The sequence below is a fragment of the Streptomyces sp. NA02950 genome, from assembly GCF_013364155.1.
Taxonomy (GTDB): Bacteria; Actinomycetota; Actinomycetes; order Streptomycetales; family Streptomycetaceae; genus Streptomyces.
In genome coordinates this window covers 6650567-6670455 of the sequence record NZ_CP054916.1, presented here as the reverse complement: position 1 = coordinate 6670455, position 19889 = coordinate 6650567, and the positions used below count along the sequence as shown (strand labels likewise).

Here is a 19889-nt window from a genome sequence, read left to right as displayed (position 1 = left end):
GGCCCGAACGTGATGAGCCGCACATCAGAAGTCGACCGACGCCGACACCGGCAGATGGTCGCTCCCGGTCTCCTTCATCGTCCACGCCCCGACCGGGTCCAGCCCGCGCACCATGATCTGGTCGATCCGGGCCATCGGGAACGAGGCGGGCCAGCTGAAGCCGAAGCCGTCACCGGCCGCGCCCTGCGCGGAGCGCATCTGGGAGGTGACGGGGGCCAACGCCCGGTCGTTCATCGTGCCGTTCAGGTCGCCGAGCAGCACCACCCGGTCCAGCCGCTCGTCCGCGATGGCCTGGCCCAGCGCCTCGGCACTGGCGTCGCGCTGCCCCGCGGTGAAGCCCGCGTTGAACCGCACCCGCACCGACGGCAGATGGGCCACGTACACGCCGACCTCACCCTGGGGCGCGGCGACGGTGGTGCGCAGCGCGCGGGTCCAGCCGAGCTTGATGTCCACCGGCTCGGTGCCGGACAGCCGGTACTTGCTCCAGACCCCGACCGTGCCGCGCACCGCGTGGTACGGGTAGGCGTTCTTCAGCGCCCGCTCGTAGACCGGCGCCGCGTCCCCGGTCAACTCCTCCAGCGCCACCACGTCCGCGCCCGAGGTGCGCAGAACGTCGGCGGTGCCCTGCGGGTCGGGGTTGTCCGCGTTGACGTTGTGGGTGACGACGGACAGATCGCCGCCGGAGCCCGCCTTGTCGAAGAACATCAGCCCGCCGAAGAGGTTCAGCCAGACGGCGACCGGCAGCACCAGCGCGAGGACGGCGCTGGCCGACCGCCGGACCAGTCCGAGGACCAGCAGCACCGGGATGAGCAGACCGAGCCAGGGCAGGAAGGTCTCCAGCAGACTGCCGAGGTTGCCGACGTCGTTGGGGATCTGCGCGTGGAAGATCATCACCAGCGCGAGCAGGACCGCGATCCCCGCGAGCACCAGCCCCCGCCGCCAGATCCCGCGGTCGTTGCGGAGCCGGTCGAGCAGAGGGGCGACCTTGGAGCCGGAGCGCTGGGGGGCGCCCCCGGGCTGGTCCGTCTCCTGCGTGTACGCCTGCGCCATTCGCTGTCCCTCACTGCCTCAACTGCCGCGCCTAGGGGAAGACCATAGGCGATGACCAGGGCTTTTCCCGACGCCGTCATCGGGCGTGCCCGATGACGAGGACGAGTGGAGAACGAGCGTGGGTTCCGAGTCCGGGCGTACGAGGGGCTGTTGTGACAGAACGGGCACAAACCCGCCGCAACGGACCCCGCGCGTGCCGTCACCCTCACGATCACCCGCGCGGGGCCACTCCGTTACCCGTACGGGGACGCTCCCCGCCCGCGCGGGGCCACTCCTTCCAGGACCGTGTCCACGATCCGCTCGGCCAGCCCCTCCGGCAGCTCCCGCCACTCGTGCAGGATGGCGCGCGTCAGCATCGGCCCGGTGAACAGCTCGCCGAGCAGTTCCAGGTCCACATCGCCGCGGATCTCACCGCGCTCGACACCGCGCCGCAGCACCTCGTGCAGCGCGGCGCGCCGGGCCGCGATGACGTTCTCCTCGTAGGCCCGCCACAGTTCGCGGTTGGCGTGCATCTGGGTGACGACGCTGCGCAGCAGGGCGGAGTTGCGCTTGGCCAGACCGCGCCGCCGCATGAACTCGAGGATGGTGACGATGTCGTCCCGGGCCGAGACCCCGGCCGGTTCCGGCCCGGGCTCCTCCAGGGAGCGCAGCACCTCGAGCATCAGGGCTTCCTTGCCGGGCCAGCGGCGGTAGACGGTGGCCTTGCCCACACCCGCCTCGCGCGCGATGCGCTCGATCGACAGTCCGTCGACGGTGGTGCCCTCCTCCAGCAGCCGCAGCGCGGCCTCGATGATCGCGGCGTCGGCGGCGGCGCTGCGGGGCCGCCCCCGGACCTTGGCGGCGGAGCAGTCGGGATCGGCGAGTTCGGCGGTTTCGGACGGTCCGGGGGCTGTTGGGGTTCGGGACAGTTCGGGCAGTTCCGTCATTGGCTCGCCCCCGTCTCCGCCCGTTCCCGCGGCTGCTCGCCCTCGGGCGCCTGGTCGCCGGTGTCCTTGCCGGGCAGGAAGGCCAGCACCACCAGCGCGCCGAACAGGGCGACGGCGGCCGAGCCGAGCGCGGTGATGTGCATGGCGTGGACGAAGGAGTCATGGGCCGGGCCGATCAGCACGTGCCCCTTGGGGCCGAGCCGTTCGGCGAGGCCGAGGGTGGCCTCGACGGACTCGCCCGCCGAGTGCCGTACGGAGCCGGGCAGCCCGGGAACGGAGTCCAGGGTGTCCTGGATGCCCTCGCGGTAGGTGGTGGAGAGCACCGAGCCGAGTACGGCGACCCCGAGCGCACCGCCCACCTGCCGGAAGGTGTTGTTCAGCGCCGAGCCGGAACCGGCCTTCTGGCGGGGCAGCGCCTGCATGATCGAGGTGGTGACCGGCGGCATGATGTGTGCCATCCCGGCGCCCTGGGTGAAGAACAGCACCTCGAGGATCCAGATCGGGCTGTCCACGTCCAGCAGCAGGAACCCGGTCATGGCGGCGGCCACCAGCAGCATGCCGCCGGTGCACACCGCACGGGCGCCGAACCGGTCGACGACCAGCCGGGCACGGGGCGCGAACAGCAGCTGGGCGATGGCCAGCGGCAGGATCAGCAGCCCGGACTCCAGGGCGCTGTAGCCACGCACGCTCTGGAGGTAGAAGACCATGAAGAAGGTGACGCCCATGAGGGCGAAGAAGACCAGCGCGATGGCGGCGATGGCGGCCGAGAAGGCGGGCTTGCGGAAGTAGCCGACGTCGATGGACGGGTGGTCGATGCGCTTCTCGTGCAGCACAAACACGGTGAGCACGGCGAGACCGCCGCCGATCGAGGCCAGCACCTGTCCGTCGGTGAAGTCGGCGAGCTGGCCGCCCTTGATGATGCCGTAGACCAGCAGGACCAGCCCGATGACGGAGAGCACCACGCCCAGCGGGTCCAGCCGGCCGGGCCTGGGGTCCTTGGAGTCGGGCACCAGCAGCACCATCGCGATGAGCCCGGCGACCACGATGGGGACGTTGACGAAGAAGACCGACCCCCACCAGAAGTGTTCGAGCAGCAGTCCGCCGGTGATCGGCCCGATGGCGATGGCGAGGCCGACCGCGGCGACCCAGATGCCGATGGCCTTGGCCTGCTCCTCGCGCTCGAAGACGTTCACCAGGATGGCGAGGGTGGCGGGCATCACGAAAGCGGCGCCCAGGCCCATCAGCGCGCGGTAGCCGATGAGCTCGCCGGGTGAGCCGGAGAAGGCGGCGAGCACCGAGCCGATGCCGAACACCGCCATACCGCCGAGCAGCACCTTCTTGCGGCCGAGCCGGTCGCCGAGGAGACCGGCGGTGAACAGCAGCCCGGCGAAGACCAGGGTGTAGGAGTTGATCGCCCACTCCAGCTCGGACTGGGTGGCGCCGAGACCGGTCGGTTCGGGCGTGGCGATGGTCTTCATCGCCACGTTGAGTATCGAGTTGTCGAGGACGACGACCAGGACGCTGAACATCAGGACGACGAGGATCGCCCAGCGTCTGCGGTGGATCGCCGCCGGGACGCCGGACCGGTCGGGGGCGTCCTGGGTGCCGGGAGGGGTTGCCATGCGGCCCAGGCTAAGACCGTTGCGATACGGAACCGTCTCGTATTGAAAACTCTTTGCGATGCTTTGGCCAAGGCAAGGAGTGCGGGAGGCCGGCGGAAGGGCCGGGACGAGGGTGGCCAAGGCCACGCCCGGACCATTCCGTCCCACTTTCCCCCCGACCGGAGCCGTGCCAGCATGGGGGTGGTCCGGGGACGCCGTCAGGGCGCCTCGAGATGACGAACAGGAGCCGTCGCAATGACGCACGTCAGCCCTGCGCAGAATCAGTCCGGCAGCGGTGGAAACGGTCCGGCAGCGGCCGCCAAGGCGCTGTACGGAGGGACCGGATCCCGCCGCATCACCGTTCGTGACATCTCCGCCGCCAAGGAGCGCGGCGAGAAGTGGCCCATGCTCACCGCCTACGACGCGATGACCGCCTCCGTCTTCGACCAGGCGGGCATCCCGGTCATGCTGGTCGGTGACTCGATGGGCAACTGCCACCTCGGTTACGAGTCCACCGTGCCCGTCACGATGGACGAGATGACCCTGCTCTCCGCCGCCGTCGTCCGCGGCACCCGGCGCGCCCTCATCGTCGGCGACCTGCCCTTCGGGTCGTACCAGGAGGGCCCTGTCCAGGCGCTGCGCAACGCCACCCGGCTGATCAAGGACGCCGGGGTCGGCGCGGTGAAGCTGGAGGGCGGTGAGCGCTCCGCCCACCAGATCGAGCTGCTGGTCCAGGCGGGCATCCCGGTGATGGCCCATGTCGGCCTCACCCCGCAGTCCGTCAACGCCTACGGCGGCTACCCCGTCCAGGGTCGCGGCGAGGAGGCCGCCCAGCAGCTGCTGCGGGACGCCAAGGCGGTGCAGGACGCGGGCGCCTTCGCGGTCGTCCTGGAGCTGGTCCCGGCCGAACTGGCCGCCGAGGTGACCCGCTCGCTGCACATCCCGACCGTCGGCATCGGCGCGGGCCCCGACTGCGACGCCCAGGTCCTGGTGTGGACCGACATGGCGGGGATGACCGACGGCCGGGTACCGCGCTTCGTCAAGCAGTACGCCCAGCTGCGCCAGAGCCTCGGCGACGCCGCACGGGCCTTCGCGGAGGACGTGGTCGGCGGGGCCTACCCGACCGCGGAGCACTCCTTCCACTAGGCCCTCCCTGCCAGGACCTGGGCCCAGGCCCGCCGCAGGGGCCCTGACCGGTCCCGGTGAGCCACCGCGGCACACCGACAGCCCGCCGATCTTCCCCCGTCGGCGGGCTGTCTGCCGTCTGTCTGCCATCTGTCGGTGGGTTGTCGGTGGCCGCTGCCATGGTGGGGGCATGAAGCGACAGGAACACACGATCAGGGGCGGCAACGCCGTCGAAGTTCGGGGGCTGGTCAAGCACTTCGGTGACACCAAGGCGGTCGACGGCGTCGACCTCGAGGTCCCGGAGGGCACTGTCCTCGGTGTGCTCGGCCCCAACGGAGCCGGGAAGACCACCCTCGTCCGCTGTCTGTCCACCCTGCTGGTGCCGGATGCCGGAACCGCCGTGGTGGCCGGGTACGACGTGGTGAATCAGCCCCGCCAGCTGCGCCGCACCATCGGGCTCACCGGGCAGTACGCCTCGGTGGACGAGAAGCTGTCCGGCTGGGAGAACCTCTACATGATCGGGCGGCTGCTCGATCTGTCCCGCAGGGACGCCCGCCGCCGCGCGGACGAGATGCTGGAGCGGTTCTCACTGACCGACGCCGCCAAGCGGGCCGCGCGCACCTACTCCGGCGGGATGCGCCGGAGGCTCGATCTGGCCGCGTCCATGATCGGCCACCCCTCGGTGCTCTATCTGGACGAGCCGACCACCGGTCTTGACCCGCGCACCCGCCTCGAGGTGTGGGACGAGGTCAAGCGGATGGTCTCGGACGGCTCCACGGTGCTGCTCACCACCCAGTACATGGAGGAGGCCGAGCACCTCGCGCACGACCTGACGGTCATCGACCGCGGCAAGGTCATCGCCGAGGGCCGGGTCAACGAACTGAAGGCCAAGGTCGGCGGCCGCACCCTCCAGATCCGCCCGTCCGACCAGCGCGAGCTGCACCGCATGGTCGGCGCCATCGCCCAGGCCGGACTCGACGGCGTCGGCAGTGCCACCGCGGACCCCGCGGAGGGCCTGGTCAACGTGCCCATCATCAGCGATGAGCAGCTGACCGCCGTGATCGGTCTGCTCGGTGAGCGCGGCTTCACCATCGCCGGGATCGACACCCATCTGCCCAGCCTCGACGAGGTGTTCCTCGCCATCACCGGCCAGAAGACCTCCACCCCCCAGGACGAGACCACGAAGCACGACGCCGTTGAGGAGGTCGCCGCATGAGCGCGGCAACGATGACCGCGCCCGCCAAGGCGCTCCCCGGCGAGGGCCGGATCGGCCTGCGGGCCAATCTGCGGCACATCGGCGCGCTGGTGCGCCGTAACGCCCTCCAGATCAAGCAGGACCCGGAGTCGATGTTCGACGCCGTGATGATGCCCATCATCTTCTCGCTGCTGTTCGTGTACGTCTTCGGCGGCGCGGTGGCGGCGGGCGACCGGGGCGCCTACATCAACTACTTCATCCCCGGGATGATGGCGATGGGCGGTCTGAACATCGCGATGTCGGTCGGCACCGGTGTCAACGACGACTTCCAGAAGGGAGTCATGGACCGCTTCCGGACGATGCCGATCGCCCGCTCCTCGGTGCTGATCGCCAAGCTGATCGTGGAGACCGGGCGGATGCTGGTGTCCACCCTCATCCTGCTGGCCATGGGCTTCCTCATGGGCTTCGAGCTCAAGACCGGTCCGGTGGAGCTGCTGGCCTCGATGGCCCTCTCGCTCCTCTTCGGCTCCTCGCTGACCTGGATCTTCATGCTGCTCGGCCTGTCCATGAAGACCCCGCAGGCCGTCCAGGGCGTGGGCATGCTGGTGATCATGCCGCTCCAGTTCGGCTCGTCCATCTTCGCGCCGACCAGCACCATGCCCGGCTGGCTCCAGTCCTTCACCGAGTACAACCCGCTCTCCCAACTCGCGGATGCCGCCCGGGCGCTGACCAGCGGCCACGGCGCGATAGCCCACCCGGTGGTCGTCTGCCTGCTGTGGGCGGTGGGCATCACGGTGATCACGGCGCCGCTCGCGGTCGCCAAGTTCCGCAACAAGACCACCTGAGGGGTGGGGCACCGCCACGGCCTCGACCGCCGATCATGTGTGCTGCACGGGGGGCAGCGCACCTGGCCGGCGGTCGGGGCAGTCTGCCGTGACGCCGCCCGCCGTTCGCCGTGACGCCGCCCCCGGAAACGATCCGGCCGGGGCTCAGACCAGGGCGATGGCCTCCTCCAGCGTGAGGCCGCCGCCCTCGCCGTACGCCCGCTCGTACGCCGTGTCCCCGAGCGCGGCCCGCGCCGCGGCCTCGGTCCGCTCCCGGCTCGCACGCTCGGTCGAGTTGCGCCGGTGGTGCAGGGAGCCGCGCAGCCCGTCGTACGCCCCCACCAGCCGCGCCGCGGTGTCGGCCCGCTCCGCGCCACCGAGTTCCCCCAGCGCCTCGGCCCCGGTCAGCAGCTGTGCCACCGGGATGAACGGCGCGACCAGATCCGTCATCCGGTCCGCCGTCTTCGCCAGCGCGGCACGCACCCTCACCAGGGCGTCGCCCGGCCGTCGCTCCAGCAGGTCCAGCCAGGCCAGCATCCCCTCCGCGACGCCCTGGAACAGGTTCAGCGCCCGGACCTCGAACTCCGTGTGCAGCGCGGTCAGCTGGGTCCGCGCCTCGGCGACCCGGCCCGTGACGCCGTAGCGCTGGGCCAGGTGTAGCCGGGCGTACGACAGGGCCTCGGCACCCGCCTGGAGGCCCCGGTCGACCACCTCGCGCAGCATCCGCTCGCCCTCGGCCGCCTCCTCCTCGTCCCCGAACTCCACGTACAGCCCGGCCAGCCGGGACCGGAGCAGCACCACCTGTTCATGGGCGCCGAGCTCCTGGGCGCAGCGGATCGCCGCCCGGTAGTCCTCGGCGGCGGCCGCGCCGTCGCCCGCCTGCTCCCGCACCTCGCCCCGGCCGGACAGCGCCTCGGCCGCGCCCCAGGCATCCCCGAGCCGGAGGAAGATCTCCAGGCTCTCGTCGGCGTCCCGGGTCGCGCCCTGGTACCCGCTCCTGCGCTCGTTGAGCAGCTTGGAACGCAGCTGGAGGGTGAAGCCCAGCTCCCAGGTGTAGCCCAGCTCCCGGCAGGTGCGCACCGTTGTGTCGGCCATCTCCCGCAGCAGGCCGAACTCCCCCGTGATGATCACCGCGAAGAACCACAGGAGGCCGGGGATACGGCAGGTCTGCGGCAGTCCGGCCCGGTAGGCGACGACGATCCCCTCCAGCTCGCGCCGGGCTGTGTCGTTCGACATGAACTGGAGATCGCCCTCGATGTTGGCCAGCGCGAAAAGCCGTACCCCGCGGCGTGCTTCGTCCAGCAGCTCCGGCGTCATCGGGGGTGGGGCGTCGATACAGCCGGCGTACAGCGGAGGGGCGGGGTTCACCGGCAGTGCGAAGGGGTTCGGGCCGAGCTCGGCGGCGGCCGTGGCCCAGTGGCGGGCGTCGGCGCGGTGGCCGCGCAGATTCCAGAACCAGCCGAGGGAGAGCACCAGGCACAGCGCCTCCTGCTCGTCGCGGGCGGCGACGGCGCGGCGCAGCGCGGTGCGCAGATTCTCGTGCTCGCTCTCCAGCCGGTCCAGCCAGTCGCGTTGGGCGGGGCCGCGGAGCAACGGGTCGGCGGTGCGGGCCAGTTCCCGGTACGCCACCAGATGGCGCCGCTCGGCCGCGGCCCGCTCCCCGGCCTCGTCGAGCCGTTCCCCGGCGTACTCGGCGACGGTCTCCAGGAGCCCGTAGCGCATCTCCCCGGTCGCCCCGGGCGCGGCCACGACAAGGGATTTGTCGACGAGCGAGCCGAGCAACGCGGTCACGTCGCGCGGATCGACGGCGTCGGCCAAGGCATCGGCTGGTTCGGCCGGGGCCGGGGGTTCCGAGTCCGCGCAGACCGCCTCGGCGGCCGAGAGGTCGCAGCCGCCCGCGAAGACCGACAGACGGCGGAGCACGGTGCGTTCGCGGGTGTCGAGCAGATCCCAGGACCAGTCGACGACGGCACGCAGCGTCTGCTGCCGGGGCAGCACGGTTCTGCTGCCACTGGTCAGCAGCCGGAAGCGGTCGTCGAGGCGATCGGCGAGCTGACGGGGGTTAAGCAACCGCAGCCGGGCCGCGGCCAGTTCGATGGCCAGGGGCAGCCCGTCGAGACGACGGCAGATCTCGGCGCAGGCCCCCGGGTCGTCCTCCGTACGGAAACCCCGCCGCGCCGCCGCGCCCCGGTCCTGGAGCAGCCGCAGGGCGACCGGGTCCGGCAGCGGTTCGACGGGGCGGACCAGCTCTCCGGGCACGGCGAGCGGTTCGCGGCTGGTGGCCAGGACGGTGACGCCGGGGCAGCGGGCGAGGAGCGTGTCGGCGAGCCGGGCCGCGGCCTCGACGAGGTGTTCGCAGTTGTCGAGCACGATCAGCATGCGGCGGGGTTCGCAGTGTTCGACGAGCCGGGTGAGCGGATCGTGGGTCGCGGGGTCGGCGGCGGCGCGGAGCCCCTCCGCCGCGGTACCGCGGATGACGGTCTCGCGCCCGCCGAGCGCGGTGAGCACCGTCTCCGGCACGGTCTCCGGATCGTCGACGGGCGCCAGTTCGGCCAGCCACACCCCATCCGGCCAGGCGGCCCCGACCGCCTCGGCGGCCTCCTGCGACAGCCGTGTCTTCCCGGCACCGCCGGGCCCGAGAAGGGTGACCAGCCGATGCCCGGTGAGGTCGGTACGCAACGCCTCCAACTCGGCCTCCCGCCCCACAAAGCTGGTGAGCCGAGCCCGCAGATTTCCACCCCCGGGAGGGCCCGCCGGTGGGGGTGGGGATGCGGGGGCGGCCGGAGCCGCAGGGTCCGGGGAAGCCCCCGGCACGGCCGGAGCCGCGGGGGTCGCGGCACCCGCCGCGGGGGCACCCGGCGCCGCGGGCGCGGCCGTGGACCCGGGCGCCGCCGTGGGTCCGGGCGCGGCAGCGCCCCCTGGCGCCGTCGGCGCCGCGAAGGCGCCGGGCACCGCGGGGCCCGCGCCCGCCGCCGGGGCCGCCGGACCCGCCGTCGCGCCCGGACCCGCAGGGGTCGCGTCACCTGCCGCGGGGGTGGCCGGGGGCACCGGCTCGGCCGGGGCCGCGAAGGCGCCGGGCACCGCGGAACCCGCGCCCGCCGCCGGGGCCGCCGAACCCGCCGTCGCGCCCGGACCCGCAGGGGTCGCGTCACCTGCCGCGGGGGTGGCCGGGGGCACCGGCTCGGCCGGCGCCGCGAAGACGCCGGGCACCGCGGAACCCGCGCCCGCCGCCGGGGCCGCCGAACCCACAGGGCCCGCAGACCCCGGGGCCGCGGGGACCCCCGGGACATCCGGAGTCGCGGGACCGGCGAGGGCCCCCGGGGCGCCCGGCCCCGCAGGGGGCGCGGGTACCGCCGGAGTCGTCGGGGTCGCAAAGGCCGCCGGGGGCGTCGGCTCCGGGGTGAGAAGGGCCGCGTGGAGGGCGCGGAGGGTGGGGCCGGGGTCGGCGCCCAGGCGGTTGGCGATCTCGGCGCGGATCGCCTCGTACGCGGCGAGCGCCTCCGCCGGGCGGCCGGCGTCGCGCAGGGCGCGGATCCGCAGGGCGTGCAGGGGCTCGTCCAGCCGGTGCGCGTCGCAGAGTTCGGTGAGCGCCGGGAGGACCTGGGCGGCGCGGCCGAGGGCGAGCTCGGCCGCGAACCGGGCGCGGCGCGCGTCCAGGCGGCGGGCCTCCGCGCGGGTGGCCGCCGCCACGCCGCCCGGCAGGTCCGCGAGGGCGGGGCCGCGCCACAGTGCGAGGGCCGTGCCGAGGAGGTCGGCGGCCCGGTCCGGGGCGCCGTCGGCGAGGGCGCGGGCGCCTTCCTCCGCCAGCCGTTCGAAGCGGTGCAGATCGACGTCGTCGGGGTCGGCCACGAGCCGGTAGCCGCCCGGGGCGGAGGCCACGGCCTCCCTGCCCAGCGCGCGGCGGAGCCGTCCGACGAGGGCCTGGAGCGCGCCGTGCTCGTCGGCGGGTGGGTCGGTGTCCCAGATGTCGGCGATGAGGGCGCCGGTGGTGCACAGCCGCCCCGGGCTCAGTGCGAGGGCGGCCAGCAGCGCCCGCAGCCGTGCGCCACCGAGCTCGACGGAGGTGCGGTCGTCGCGGTGGGCCTGGGTGGTGCCGAGGATGGCGTAGCGCACGGGCCCATTCTGGTCGATGGTCCACGCGGTCGGACGTCGGCCTCAGACCCTCATGAACTGCGACGAGTCGAGAACCAGCGTCTGGTCCTCCACGGGAATCTCGATCTTCTCGCCGAAGGTGCCGGACACGGAGTGCTCATAGTTCCCGTTCTCGGGCCGGGTGAGCAGCGTCCAGCGGGCGGTGAGCACATTGACGACCAGGTACGCCTCGATGCCGCGCAGTGCGTAGTGGTCGGACTTCGTGCTGTAATCCCGCTCGGCGCTCTCCGGGGAGACGACCTCGATGACGAAGCGGAGCAGGTCTTCGGGGAACTTGCTGGCCCCCGGCTCCAGCTTGTCGCTCGGGACGGCCGACACATCCGGCTCCGGGGTGTAGCCCTCCCGGGGCGGGAGCACACCGAATTCGCCTACGGGCGTCCAGCCCGGCAGGCGCTCTTCGATCTGGTTCAGAATGCGCCGCTGCGTGGTCAGGTGCGCTTGGGTAATCGGTACCAACGTCATTCCGTTCCTGGTCAGCCGCAGCCGCACGCTCCGGGGCAGCCGAATCCGCTCCTGCAGATCCACCGCCCTGTCCTCCATGATCGTCACTGTTTCCTCCCTGGCCAGGTTGGTCTCAGACTAGCCGCAGAACGCCCCGCCCGTGTGGCCCCGATCACCTCTGTTCCCCCTTGCCGGGAACTATGCGCACACTGGTCATCGTTCCATCGCCAGTGATCATCACCCCCTACGGAGACCCCACTCGATGACCACCGCAGTCAGCCGCCGCGACCGGCGGATCAGCCCCGTCTTTCTCGGTCTGGTCGCGATCATGGGCGTATCCGCGTGGGCGGTGTGGACGGACTACTCCGCGAGCCCCGGTTTCGCCGTGTTCCTGTTCGTCGTCTCCGGCTGGGTCGTCTCGCTGTGTCTGCATGAGTACGCGCACGCCCGGACCGCGCTGCACGGCGGTGATCTGTCCATCGGGGCGAAGGGCTATCTGACCCTGAACCCGCTGAAGTACACCCATGTCGCGCTGAGCATCGTGCTGCCCGTCATCTTCGTGGTCATGGGTGGGATCGGGCTGCCGGGCGGGGCGGTGTTCATCGAGCGGCACCGGATCCGGGGGCGCTGGAAGCACAGTCTGATATCGGCGGCCGGACCGCTCACCAATGTGCTGTTCGCCGCCGCGCTGACCGCGCCGTTCTGGGCGGGCACGGTGGACCGGATGCCGGGGGTGTTCCGTTACGCGCTGGCGTTCCTGGCGCTGCTCCAGGTCACCGCGGCGATCCTGAACTCACTGCCGGTGCCGGGGCTGGACGGCTACGGGGTGATCGAGCCGTGGCTGTCGTACCGGGTGCGGCGGCAGGTGGAGCCGTACGCCCCGTTCGGGCTGCTCGCGGTCTTCGGGGTGCTGTGGATCCCGGAGGTCAACCAGGGCTTCTTCCACGCGGTGGACGCGATCATGGGGGCGCTGGGGGTGACCCAATGGGACACCTATTGGGGGCAGGAGTTCTTCAGATTTTGGCAGGGCGAGCCCCAGATCCCCGGAATCGGCGCATAGCGCCTCAGCCGGTGACCTCGCGCCCCTCGGTCCGCGACATCCGCGCCTTGCGCACGTAGTACCAGATCATGTTGGACGAGACACCCGCGAGCAGGATCCACACCACCCCCAGGAGGCTGCCCCGGGCGAACGAGACCACGGCCGCGGCGATGGCGAGGACGCAGACGACGAGGGCGTAGATCGCGAGGCGGGGCATGGGGTGCGGCTCCTGTCGGGGGTGATCTCGGCTTCCCGGACATTGTCACCCATGCCCCGTCGCTTCGGGTGCGGCACACCCCGCCGCGCGCGGCGGGGACCCGCCCGTGCCCGCTCAGACGTCCGTGACCCGCAGACCCGCGTGGGCCTTGTAGCGGCGATTGACCGAGATCAGATTGGCCACCAGCGACTCGACCTGGTGGGCGTTGCGCAGCCGCCCCGCGAAGACGCCCCGCATCCCGGGGATCCGCGCGGCCAGGGCCTGGACCGCGTCGGTGTCCGCCCGGGACTCGCCCAGCACCATCACATCGGTGTCGATCCGCTCGATCGCGGGGTCCTGGAGCAGGACGGCCGAGAGATGGTGGAAGGCGGCGGTGACCCGGGAGTCCGGCAGCAGGGCCGCGGCCTGCTCGGCGGCGCTGCCCTCCTCCGGCTTCAGGGCGAACGCGCCCTTCTTGTCGAAGCCCAGCGGGTTGACGCAGTCCACGACCAGCTTGCCGCTGAGCTCCCCGCGCAGCGACTCCAGCGTCTTGGCGTGGCCGTCCCATGGCACGGCGACGATCACGATGTCGCTGCGCCGGGCGCATTCGGCGTTGTCGGCGCCCTCGATGCCCAGTTCGGCACCGCCCAGCTCCTCGGCAGCGGTCCGCGCGCGCTCGGCGGCACGTGAGCCGATGATCACCTTCTGGCCCGCCCTGGCCAGCCGGTAGGCGAGGCCGCGGCCCTGGTCACCGGTGCCGCCGAGGACACCGACGACCAGGCCGGACACATCGGGGAGGTCCCACGGGTCCTTGGCGGGGGCCTTCTTCGCGGGGGCGGTGGTCTCGGGAGTCGCACCATCGGAAGTAGTCATGACAGTGATACTGTCACGCCCGCCTCACGCCTTCACGCTCCCCTCCGTCAGCCCGGTGCGCCAGTACCGCTGGAGGACGCCCATCAGCACCATCAGCGGCAGAACGGACAGCAGCGCGCCGCCCACCGTGTACTGGTACAGCTCAGGCTGCCGGTCGGCGTAGCCCTGCCAGGAGGTCAGACCGAGCTGGATCGGATAGAGGTCGGAGTCCGAGAGCATCACCAGCGGCAGGAAGAAGTTGTTCCAGATGTGCACGAACTGGAAGAGGAAGACGGTGACCAGGGCGGGAGTCATCAGCCGCAGCCCCAGGGTGGCGAAGATCCGGGTCTCCCCCGCGCCGTCGATCCTGGCCGCCTCCAGCAGTGAGTCGGGGACGGCGGCGGCCGCGTAGATCCGGCACAGATAGACCCCGAAGGGGCTGACGACGCTCGGGATGAGCACCGCCGCATAGGTGTTGGCCAGACCCATCTCGCTGAACAGCAGATACAGCGGCAGAGCCAGTGCGGTGCCGGGGATGAGCACTCCGGCGAGCACCACGTTGAAGATCCCCTCCCGGCCGGGGAAGCGGTACTTGGCCAGGGCGTAGCCCGCGGCGGCCGACAGCAGGGTGGCGGCGAGCGCGCCGATGCCCGCGTACATCAGGCTGTTGAGGAACCAGCGGACGTAGATGCCGTCGTCGTAGCTGAGCACCTGGTGGAGATAGTCCAGCGGCCGCGGATCGTGGAACCAGAAGCCGAAGGTGCCGAAGAGATCGCTGCTGGACTTGGTGGCCGAGACCGCCAGCCAGTAGACGGGGATGAGGAAGTAGAGCGCGGCGACGGTGAGCAGCGAGACGGTGATGATCCGGTACCGCAGCGGCGGACGGCGGCCACCGCCGCGGCGGCCCGGGCGGCCCCGGCGGCGGCCCGCGCCGCGCGGGCCGGGGCCGGCCCCGGGGGTGCCGTCGGCCGGGAGTTCCTCGGTGAGCTCGGTGGTCACCTGCTCTCGCCGTCCTTTCCGCGCTGTCCCACCAGCCGGAGGAAGCCGAAGGACAGCACACACGCCACCAGCGCGAGCAGCACCGCCTCGGCCGCCGCGATGTGCTGGTTGTTGCTGGTGAACGCCTCGTTGTAGGCGGCCAGATTGGGGGTGTAGCCGGAGTCGATGGAGTTGCTGAGCGGTTTGAGCACCTTGGGCTCGGCGAAGAGCTGGAGGGTGCCGATCAGGCTGAAGACGGTGGTGAGCACCAGCGCGGGCCGGATCAGCGGCAGTTTGATGTGCCGGGCCACCTGCCAGGCACCGGCCCCGTCGATCCGCGCGGCCTCGTACAGCTCACCGGGCACGGCCTTCAGCTGAGCGATCAGCACCAGCATGTTGTAGCCGGTGAACTGCCAGGTGACGATGTTGGCGATGGACCACAGCACGCTGGAGCGGCCCAGGAAGTCCACGTCCCAGCCGACCGAATGGGCCATCTCCACCAGCGGGCTGATACCGGGTACGTAGAGGAAGCCCCACAGGATCGACGCGATCACCCCGGGTACGCCGTACGGCAGGAAGAAGGCGGTCCGGAAGAAGCCGACCCAGCGTGCGGACGCCGCCTCCAGCAGCAGGGCGAGCCCGGTGGCGAAGGCGATCATCAGCGGGATCTGTACCGCGCCGAAGAGCAGAACCCGGCCGAATCCGGCGGTGAAGCGGTCGTCCTGGAGGGCGTGCGCGTAGTTGGAGAAGCCCGCCCACACTTCCTTGGTCTCCCCGCCGAGGCCGAGCGCGCCGGTGCGTTCGACCTTGAACATGCTCTCGTAGAGGGCGTAGCCGATGGGCGCGATGAAGCAGAGCAGGAACAGCGCGAGGAACGGCAGCAAGAATCCGGCCGCCGCCCGCGCACTGCGGATCTCCGTCCGGGTGGGCCGTTTCACCCGGCCTCCACCTTCAGTCCCTTTTCCTTGAGATCGCTGACCGTCTCGCCCTGCACCTTCCGCAGGACGGAACGGAAGCTGCCGCCGCTGCCGATGGCGGCGGTGAAGGCGTCGCCGAGCCGCTGGTAGAGGGTGTCGGTGGCCGGGCCCCACCGCCAGCTGGTGTCAACGCCCTTACTGGCCCGCTCGAACACCTCGCTGTAGGTCTGACCGCCGAAGAAGTCCTTGTGCACATCGAGATCGGAGGTGGCATAGCCCTTCTTGGCGCCGGGGGTGCCGTAGCCGTTCTCGATCAGGAGCTTGATGGACTCGGGGTCGGTGTTGAGCCAGACCGCGAACTCCAGTGCGTCCTCGGGGTACTTGCTCTTGGCGAAGACGGCGGTGGTGGAACCGCCCCAGTTGGCGTAGGCGTGGTCGCCCTTCTTCCACTGCGGCATGGGCACCACCCGCCACTTGCCGGACGTCTTGGGCGCGTTGCCGACGAGCAGTGCGTCACCCCAGCTGGCACCGAGCCAGGAGGCCATCGCACCGGTCTGGACATCCTTGTACCAGGCGTTCTGCCGGTCCGGGATGGTCTTGATCATCTTCCGGTGGACCAGGTCGTGCCAGTAGTCGGCGACCTTGCGGGTGGGCTCGTCGTCGAGGGAGACGATCCAGGTGTCGCCCTCGGTGCCGAACCAGCGCGCCCCGGCCTGCCAGGCAAGCCCCGCGAAGCGGTTGCCGTTGGTGGCCGAGAAGGTTTCGATCCAGGCGCCCTTCCTGCGGATCGCCTCGGCGGCATCGGCGTACTCGTCCCAGGTGGCGGGCGGCTCGATGTTCCACTTCTCGAAGAGGTCATGGCGGATGAACAGGCCCATCGGGCCCGACGCCTGCGGCACGGCGTAGACGGCCTTGCCGAAGACGGACTGCTGCCACTGCCAGCCGATGAACTTGTCCCTGTGCGCGCCGACCCCGTACTTCGTCAGATCGAGCAGCCCGTTGTCGATGAGGAAGCTGGGCACGACCGGGTACTCGATCTGGCCGAGGTCCGGCGGATTGCCCGCCTTGATGGCGGCGTGCATCTTCGCGTACTGGGCGCCGTCGACCGCCGAGACCTTCTCGACCTCGACCCGCACCTCGGGGTTGTTGCGGTTCCACAGGGCGACGGGCTTGTCGATGCCCGGTACCCAGGACCAGAAGGTGAGCGTGATCTTCTCACCCTTCTTGCGGCCCTCGGGCTTGTCGCCGTCGTCGTCCGAACCGCAGCCCGCGAGGGCGAACCCGGCGGCCGTGGCGGCCGCGCCGCCGAGGACGGCGCGGCGCGGGGTTCCGTACCACTGAGTGTCTGATGTGCTCATACCAGCTCCTCCATCGGGATGCGCCGGAACGTAAGAGTCGAGTAGGCGCTGAAGTCGCCGGTCTCGTAGAGCAGTCCGACCGTGCGATCGTCGAGCCGGACCAGATCCGAATAGGCGGCGGGCAGCCCGTCCACGGTGTGCACCGGCCGCCAGGTGACACCGCCGTCCCGGCTGGCGCGCACCGTCATCAGCGCCCGGTGGACCGGGTCGGCCGGGCCGGAGTACAGCAGGACGTCCGGGGTGCCCAGGTGCAGCACACAGCCCTCGACGACGGGGGTGACCAGACCGGCCTGCGGCCGGAAAGGGGTGGTCAGCGTGGTGCCGCCGTCGAGCGAGCAGGCGTCGGCGCGGTTGCCGGGGGCGGTCGCTTCGGTGCGGGTGTTGAAGTAGATGCGGCCGTCGGGGAGTTCGGCGGCGGTCGTCTCGTTGACGTTGACGTAGCCGTCGGGGTTGTCGTCCACGTAGCCGATCCGCCAGGTCTCGCCCTCGTCGTCGCTGAGCAGCGCGTGTCCGCCGTTGTAGCGGCCCTCGGTGCCGTTGTCGCCGGGGACGGTCGGCGGCAGCGAGTGGTTGGCCGGGACCACGATCCGGCCCGGGTGCGGGCCGTGGCGCAGCTGGAGGGCATGGCCGGGGGTGGTGGCGTACCACCGCCACTCGGGCCGTTTGGTCTGCTGGGTGATCTCGCGGGGCGCGCTCCAGGTGACCCCGTCGTCATCGCTGTGGGCCACCCACACCCGCCGTCCGTCGGCCGCGGACACCTCACCGCGCCGGATCCGGTCCTCGGTGGCGGAGGCGGCGCTGTGCACCTGCACCAGCACGATCCGGCCGTCGTGGGCGCCGCCGGTGAGGACCACGGGGGCCGGATTCCCCGCCGTACCGCCTCCGTTGCGCGCGACGACCCGCAGCGCGCCCCAGGTGCGCCCGCCGTCCTCCGACCGCTTGACCACCAGGTCGATGTCCCCGTGGTCGGCGGCGGAGCCCACCCGCCCCTCGGCGAAGGCGAGCACGGTCCCGGCGCGGGTCAGCACCACCGCCGGAATGCGGTAGCTCGCGTATCCCCCGGTCCCTGCCCGGTAGGGGACGGAGACCTCGTACGGGCGGACGTCCGCACCGTTTGCCATCAGACCCTCCCGATGCCCCGTCGCAATCGAGTGCCGAGCCAGAAAAATGGGACGTAGGACGTCCCTTGTGTGCGGCGACCTTAGGGTTTGCCTCACAGAGCGTCAAGAGACGGCACATGAACAGTTGGAGACCGGGCCCCGGACCAGGGGCGGACCGCAGGCTTCCAGGAGGGGATCCGGGTCGTCCGAACGATGGACGGCAGCGGCGATGATCTCCTTCGCCGGGCCGAGGAGCGGGCGGTGGCGCGGCCATAGCGTGAAGTCCGCTCCGACGCCCGCTTCCTGAAAGACCCTCACCATGGCTCCGGCCCCCAAGAACTTCCTCGAAGGCGCCCTCACCCTCGCCGGCGGCACAGCCCTGTGGCTGTTGGCCGGGGACATCGAGATCCCCTTCGTCAACCCGGTCAAGACCGGGATGGTGGTGGCCTGCCTCGGTGTCGTCCAGCTGCTCTACGCCGGTTACTTGGGCCTGAACGGAAGCCGCCGCTCGAAGGGGTGACGCACCGGCGAACCACCTCCGCCGCGCCGCGCGCCACGGCAGGATGCGGATGCCATGGACGCCGTACGGGTCGCGCTGCTGCGCGAAGTGCTCGCCGGGACCGAGTGGTTGCAGACCACCCGCCGCTTCGCCGGTTCACTGCGGGCCTCGGTGGGGCCGCGGGACGGCGGGCTGCTGCTGGTCGGCAGCGAGGAGTACGAACCCTGGCACCTGGCCGCGCATCTCGACGACGAGGCCGCCTGGTCCGGACTGCCGGAGCTGTCCCCCACCCTGGTGCGCCACCGGGTGCCGGACGGCCCGGTCCCCGCGCATCTGTCCGTGGGGCTCGGCCGGCTGGAGGGCGCCGGGCGCGGGGAGACCCTGCTCGTCGTCGCGCCGGGCGAGCCCGGGGCCGGGCTGCTGGAGCGGGTGAACGACGCACGCCGGGGCGGCGCGACCGTGCTCGCCCTCGACGGCGGTGACGCCGAACTGCACACCCTGGCCCATGACGCGCTGGCCGTGCCCGAGGGGGCCGGGCTCGACCTCGACACCGTCCAGCACCTGGTGAGCGCGGCCGCCGGGGAGAACAGCCTCCCGGCCCGCCCCGGCCGCCGCCGCTACCGCGACCGGCTGGCCCGGCTGGCCGAACAGCTGACGGCCCCGCCGCCCGCGCGGTGGTGAGGCGACGGTGTGCGCGACCGGCAGCCCCTCAGCAGCACTGCCAGGTCAGGACGGCCTGGTCGAAGCGGTTCGCGGCGAGATGCTCGGGACGGATCAGCCAGTACAGCACGCCGCAGTCGCCCCACGACATCCCGGCATCGCCGTCGCTGTCGAACTGGGCGAGCAGCGTCCAGCCTTCGGCCTCGGCCACGACCCGGGGGTCGTCCTGGCTCAGTCCGCAGCCCAGGACGGCCTGGGCCACCTCCAGCTCGACGGGGCCCTGGATGCTCTGCGGGTGACCGAGGGCCTGGTGCCCGCCGTGCTGCTGATGCCGTTCCAGGGCTTGGCCGAACCGGCCGCTGGTGGCCGGGTGTTCGTACCGGTCCCGCCAGCTTTCGAAGCCGAACGCACAGGCCACGGCTGGGGAGCCGCTGCCCGGTATGCCCGGGCCCGGCACGGCGGTGAGCGGCACGGCATCGTACGGTTCCACCCCTTCCGGTGCCGGGCACTCGGCTGCCCCCGGCTCCTCGGGCGGCAGATGCAGCACCCGCGCGCCGGCCCAGCTGTCGCGGTCGTGAACGTCGACGATCCTGCCCTCCTCCTCGTCGAGCCCGATGAAGAAGGCGAGCCGGCCGTCGGTGTGCAGGGGGAGTTCCCGGCCTTGTGCGGCAGCGACAGCGCGCAGCGCCGCGCAGTCGAGCATCGCCACGAAGGAGAGCGCGCACCCCTCCTCCTCCCAGACGGGCCACGCCACGTCGTCGGGCAGCCTGGGGAGCCCGCCGAGCTGCCCGACGACGGGATCGTCGGCGTCGGCCCCGCTCAGCCGGGCGCCCGGCCGGAGCAGGCCCGTCCAGCGCTCGGCGTCGTGTGGGGACAGGTGGGTGCGGGCGAGCGAGTGCAGCGTGTCGAACGTCGTTGTCGGTGGTGAAGTCGCCGTCATGAACACCATCCTGGCCCGCGTCACCGACAAGCCGGC

18 protein-coding genes are annotated in these 19889 nt (G+C 71.7%); 6 read left to right on the top strand and 12 right to left on the bottom strand.

The window, feature by feature from the left end; all coding sequences use genetic code 11:
- Positions 1-24 precede the first annotated feature (24 nt).
- The 3 genes from HUT19_RS29285 to HUT19_RS29275 form a co-directional block, all read right to left on the bottom strand.
- Complete coding sequence (locus HUT19_RS29285) at positions 25-1050, bottom strand: endonuclease/exonuclease/phosphatase family protein (RefSeq protein ID WP_176183312.1); 1026 nt, start codon at positions 1048-1050, stop codon at positions 25-27.
- A 233-nt stretch (positions 1051-1283) separates the two neighbouring features.
- Positions 1284-1976: a TetR/AcrR family transcriptional regulator gene (locus HUT19_RS29280; RefSeq protein WP_176183311.1), complete on the bottom strand. Its 693-nt coding sequence runs from the start codon at positions 1974-1976 to the stop codon at positions 1284-1286.
- Complete coding sequence (locus HUT19_RS29275) at positions 1973-3598, bottom strand: MFS transporter (protein WP_176183310.1); 1626 nt, start codon at positions 3596-3598, stop codon at positions 1973-1975. Before HUT19_RS29275 ends, HUT19_RS29280 begins: the two co-directional genes overlap by 4 nt.
- Before the next feature lie 234 nt (positions 3599-3832).
- Here HUT19_RS29275 and panB point away from each other — a divergent pair, with 234 nt between their 5' ends.
- The 3 genes from panB (at position 3833) to HUT19_RS29260 (ending at position 6742) form a co-directional block, all read left to right on the top strand.
- Positions 3833-4723, top strand: a complete 891-nt coding sequence (panB, locus tag HUT19_RS29270; protein WP_176183309.1) for a 3-methyl-2-oxobutanoate hydroxymethyltransferase — start codon at positions 3833-3835, stop codon at positions 4721-4723.
- Between the two features lie 169 nt (positions 4724-4892).
- The gene (locus HUT19_RS29265) at positions 4893-5918 is read left to right on the top strand and encodes an ATP-binding cassette domain-containing protein (RefSeq protein ID WP_176183308.1); all 1026 of its coding nucleotides are present in this window, start codon (positions 4893-4895) and stop codon (positions 5916-5918) included.
- Positions 5915-6742: an ABC transporter permease gene (locus HUT19_RS29260; RefSeq protein ID WP_176183307.1), complete on the top strand. Its 828-nt coding sequence runs from the start codon at positions 5915-5917 to the stop codon at positions 6740-6742. The genes HUT19_RS29265 and HUT19_RS29260 overlap by 4 nt, the downstream gene beginning before the upstream one ends.
- 144 nt (positions 6743-6886) lie before the next feature.
- Here the strand turns inward: HUT19_RS29260 and HUT19_RS29255 are convergent, their stop codons facing one another.
- Both HUT19_RS29255 and HUT19_RS29250 read right to left on the bottom strand, forming a co-directional pair.
- Entirely contained in the window at positions 6887-10834 is a 3948-nt protein-coding gene (locus tag HUT19_RS29255; protein WP_254885856.1) for a BTAD domain-containing putative transcriptional regulator, read from the bottom strand.
- Positions 10835-10876: 42 nt separating this feature from the next.
- A complete protein-coding gene (locus HUT19_RS29250) occupies positions 10877-11413 on the bottom strand; it encodes a Uma2 family endonuclease (protein WP_254886238.1) in 537 nt (178 codons plus the stop codon).
- Between the two features lie 163 nt (positions 11414-11576).
- Between HUT19_RS29250 and HUT19_RS29245 the strand changes: the two genes are divergently transcribed.
- Positions 11577-12374, top strand: a complete 798-nt coding sequence (locus HUT19_RS29245; protein ID WP_176183305.1) for a site-2 protease family protein — start codon at positions 11577-11579, stop codon at positions 12372-12374.
- 4 nt (positions 12375-12378) lie between these two features.
- On the opposite strand, the gene HUT19_RS29240 is transcribed toward HUT19_RS29245, so the two are convergent.
- From HUT19_RS29240 to HUT19_RS29215, 6 genes are all read right to left on the bottom strand, one after another.
- Positions 12379-12570: a hypothetical protein gene (locus HUT19_RS29240; protein ID WP_176183304.1), complete on the bottom strand. Its 192-nt coding sequence runs from the start codon at positions 12568-12570 to the stop codon at positions 12379-12381.
- Between the two features lie 114 nt (positions 12571-12684).
- Entirely contained in the window at positions 12685-13422 is a 738-nt protein-coding gene (npdG, locus tag HUT19_RS29235) for an NADPH-dependent F420 reductase (protein ID WP_176183303.1), read from the bottom strand.
- Between the two features lie 24 nt (positions 13423-13446).
- A complete protein-coding gene (locus HUT19_RS29230; RefSeq protein WP_176187449.1) occupies positions 13447-14277 on the bottom strand; it encodes a carbohydrate ABC transporter permease in 831 nt (276 codons plus the stop codon).
- 119 nt (positions 14278-14396) lie between these two features.
- Positions 14397-15317, bottom strand: a complete 921-nt coding sequence (locus HUT19_RS29225; protein WP_176183302.1) for a carbohydrate ABC transporter permease — start codon at positions 15315-15317, stop codon at positions 14397-14399.
- Positions 15314-16654 carry an ABC transporter substrate-binding protein gene (locus HUT19_RS29220; RefSeq protein ID WP_176183301.1) on the bottom strand — a complete coding sequence of 447 codons (1341 nt, stop codon included), beginning with the start codon at positions 16652-16654 and terminating at the stop codon, positions 15314-15316. Before HUT19_RS29220 ends, HUT19_RS29225 begins: the two co-directional genes overlap by 4 nt.
- Positions 16651-17775 carry an exo-alpha-sialidase gene (locus tag HUT19_RS29215; RefSeq protein WP_176183300.1) on the bottom strand — a complete coding sequence of 375 codons (1125 nt, stop codon included), beginning with the start codon at positions 17773-17775 and terminating at the stop codon, positions 16651-16653. Before HUT19_RS29215 ends, HUT19_RS29220 begins: the two co-directional genes overlap by 4 nt.
- A 298-nt stretch (positions 17776-18073) precedes the next feature.
- On the opposite strand from HUT19_RS29215, the gene HUT19_RS29210 reads away from it, so the two are divergent.
- Both HUT19_RS29210 and HUT19_RS29205 read left to right on the top strand, forming a co-directional pair.
- Positions 18074-18274, top strand: a complete 201-nt coding sequence (locus tag HUT19_RS29210) for a DUF5708 family protein (protein ID WP_176183299.1) — start codon at positions 18074-18076, stop codon at positions 18272-18274.
- 54 nt (positions 18275-18328) lie between these two features.
- Positions 18329-18934 (top strand): hypothetical protein, encoded by a 606-nt coding sequence (locus HUT19_RS29205; RefSeq protein ID WP_176183298.1) that lies wholly within the window; start codon positions 18329-18331, stop codon positions 18932-18934.
- A 28-nt stretch (positions 18935-18962) separates the two neighbouring features.
- On the opposite strand, the gene HUT19_RS29200 is transcribed toward HUT19_RS29205, so the two are convergent.
- Positions 18963-19853, bottom strand: a complete 891-nt coding sequence (locus tag HUT19_RS29200; protein WP_176183297.1) for a YwqG family protein — start codon at positions 19851-19853, stop codon at positions 18963-18965.
- Positions 19854-19889 lie beyond the last annotated feature (36 nt).

Bases quoted from the DNA above. Each gene is read 5' to 3' on its own strand.
- HUT19_RS29265 (WP_176183308.1), top strand. From the start codon at position 4,893: ATGAAGCGACAGGAACACACGATCAGGGGCGGCAACGCCGTCGAAGTT.
- HUT19_RS29275 (WP_176183310.1), bottom strand. From the start codon at position 3,598: ATGGCAACCCCTCCCGGCACCCAGGACGCCCCCGACCGGTCCGGCGTC.
- HUT19_RS29215 (WP_176183300.1), bottom strand. From the start codon at position 17,775: ATGGCAAACGGTGCGGACGTCCGCCCGTACGAGGTCTCCGTCCCCTAC.
- HUT19_RS29245 (WP_176183305.1), top strand. From the start codon at position 11,577: ATGACCACCGCAGTCAGCCGCCGCGACCGGCGGATCAGCCCCGTCTTT.
- HUT19_RS29220 (WP_176183301.1), bottom strand. From the start codon at position 16,654: ATGAGCACATCAGACACTCAGTGGTACGGAACCCCGCGCCGCGCCGTC.
- HUT19_RS29240 (WP_176183304.1), bottom strand. From the start codon at position 12,570: ATGCCCCGCCTCGCGATCTACGCCCTCGTCGTCTGCGTCCTCGCCATC.
- panB (WP_176183309.1), top strand. From the start codon at position 3,833: ATGACGCACGTCAGCCCTGCGCAGAATCAGTCCGGCAGCGGTGGAAAC.
- HUT19_RS29280 (WP_176183311.1), bottom strand. From the start codon at position 1,976: ATGACGGAACTGCCCGAACTGTCCCGAACCCCAACAGCCCCCGGACCG.
- HUT19_RS29285 (WP_176183312.1), bottom strand. From the start codon at position 1,050: ATGGCGCAGGCGTACACGCAGGAGACGGACCAGCCCGGGGGCGCCCCC.
- HUT19_RS29210 (WP_176183299.1), top strand. From the start codon at position 18,074: ATGGCTCCGGCCCCCAAGAACTTCCTCGAAGGCGCCCTCACCCTCGCC.
- HUT19_RS29250 (WP_254886238.1), bottom strand. From the start codon at position 11,413: ATGGAGGACAGGGCGGTGGATCTGCAGGAGCGGATTCGGCTGCCCCGG.
- HUT19_RS29260 (WP_176183307.1), top strand. From the start codon at position 5,915: ATGAGCGCGGCAACGATGACCGCGCCCGCCAAGGCGCTCCCCGGCGAG.
- npdG (WP_176183303.1), bottom strand. From the start codon at position 13,422: ATGACTACTTCCGATGGTGCGACTCCCGAGACCACCGCCCCCGCGAAG.
- HUT19_RS29205 (WP_176183298.1), top strand. From the start codon at position 18,329: ATGGACGCCGTACGGGTCGCGCTGCTGCGCGAAGTGCTCGCCGGGACC.
- HUT19_RS29200 (WP_176183297.1), bottom strand. From the start codon at position 19,853: ATGACGGCGACTTCACCACCGACAACGACGTTCGACACGCTGCACTCG.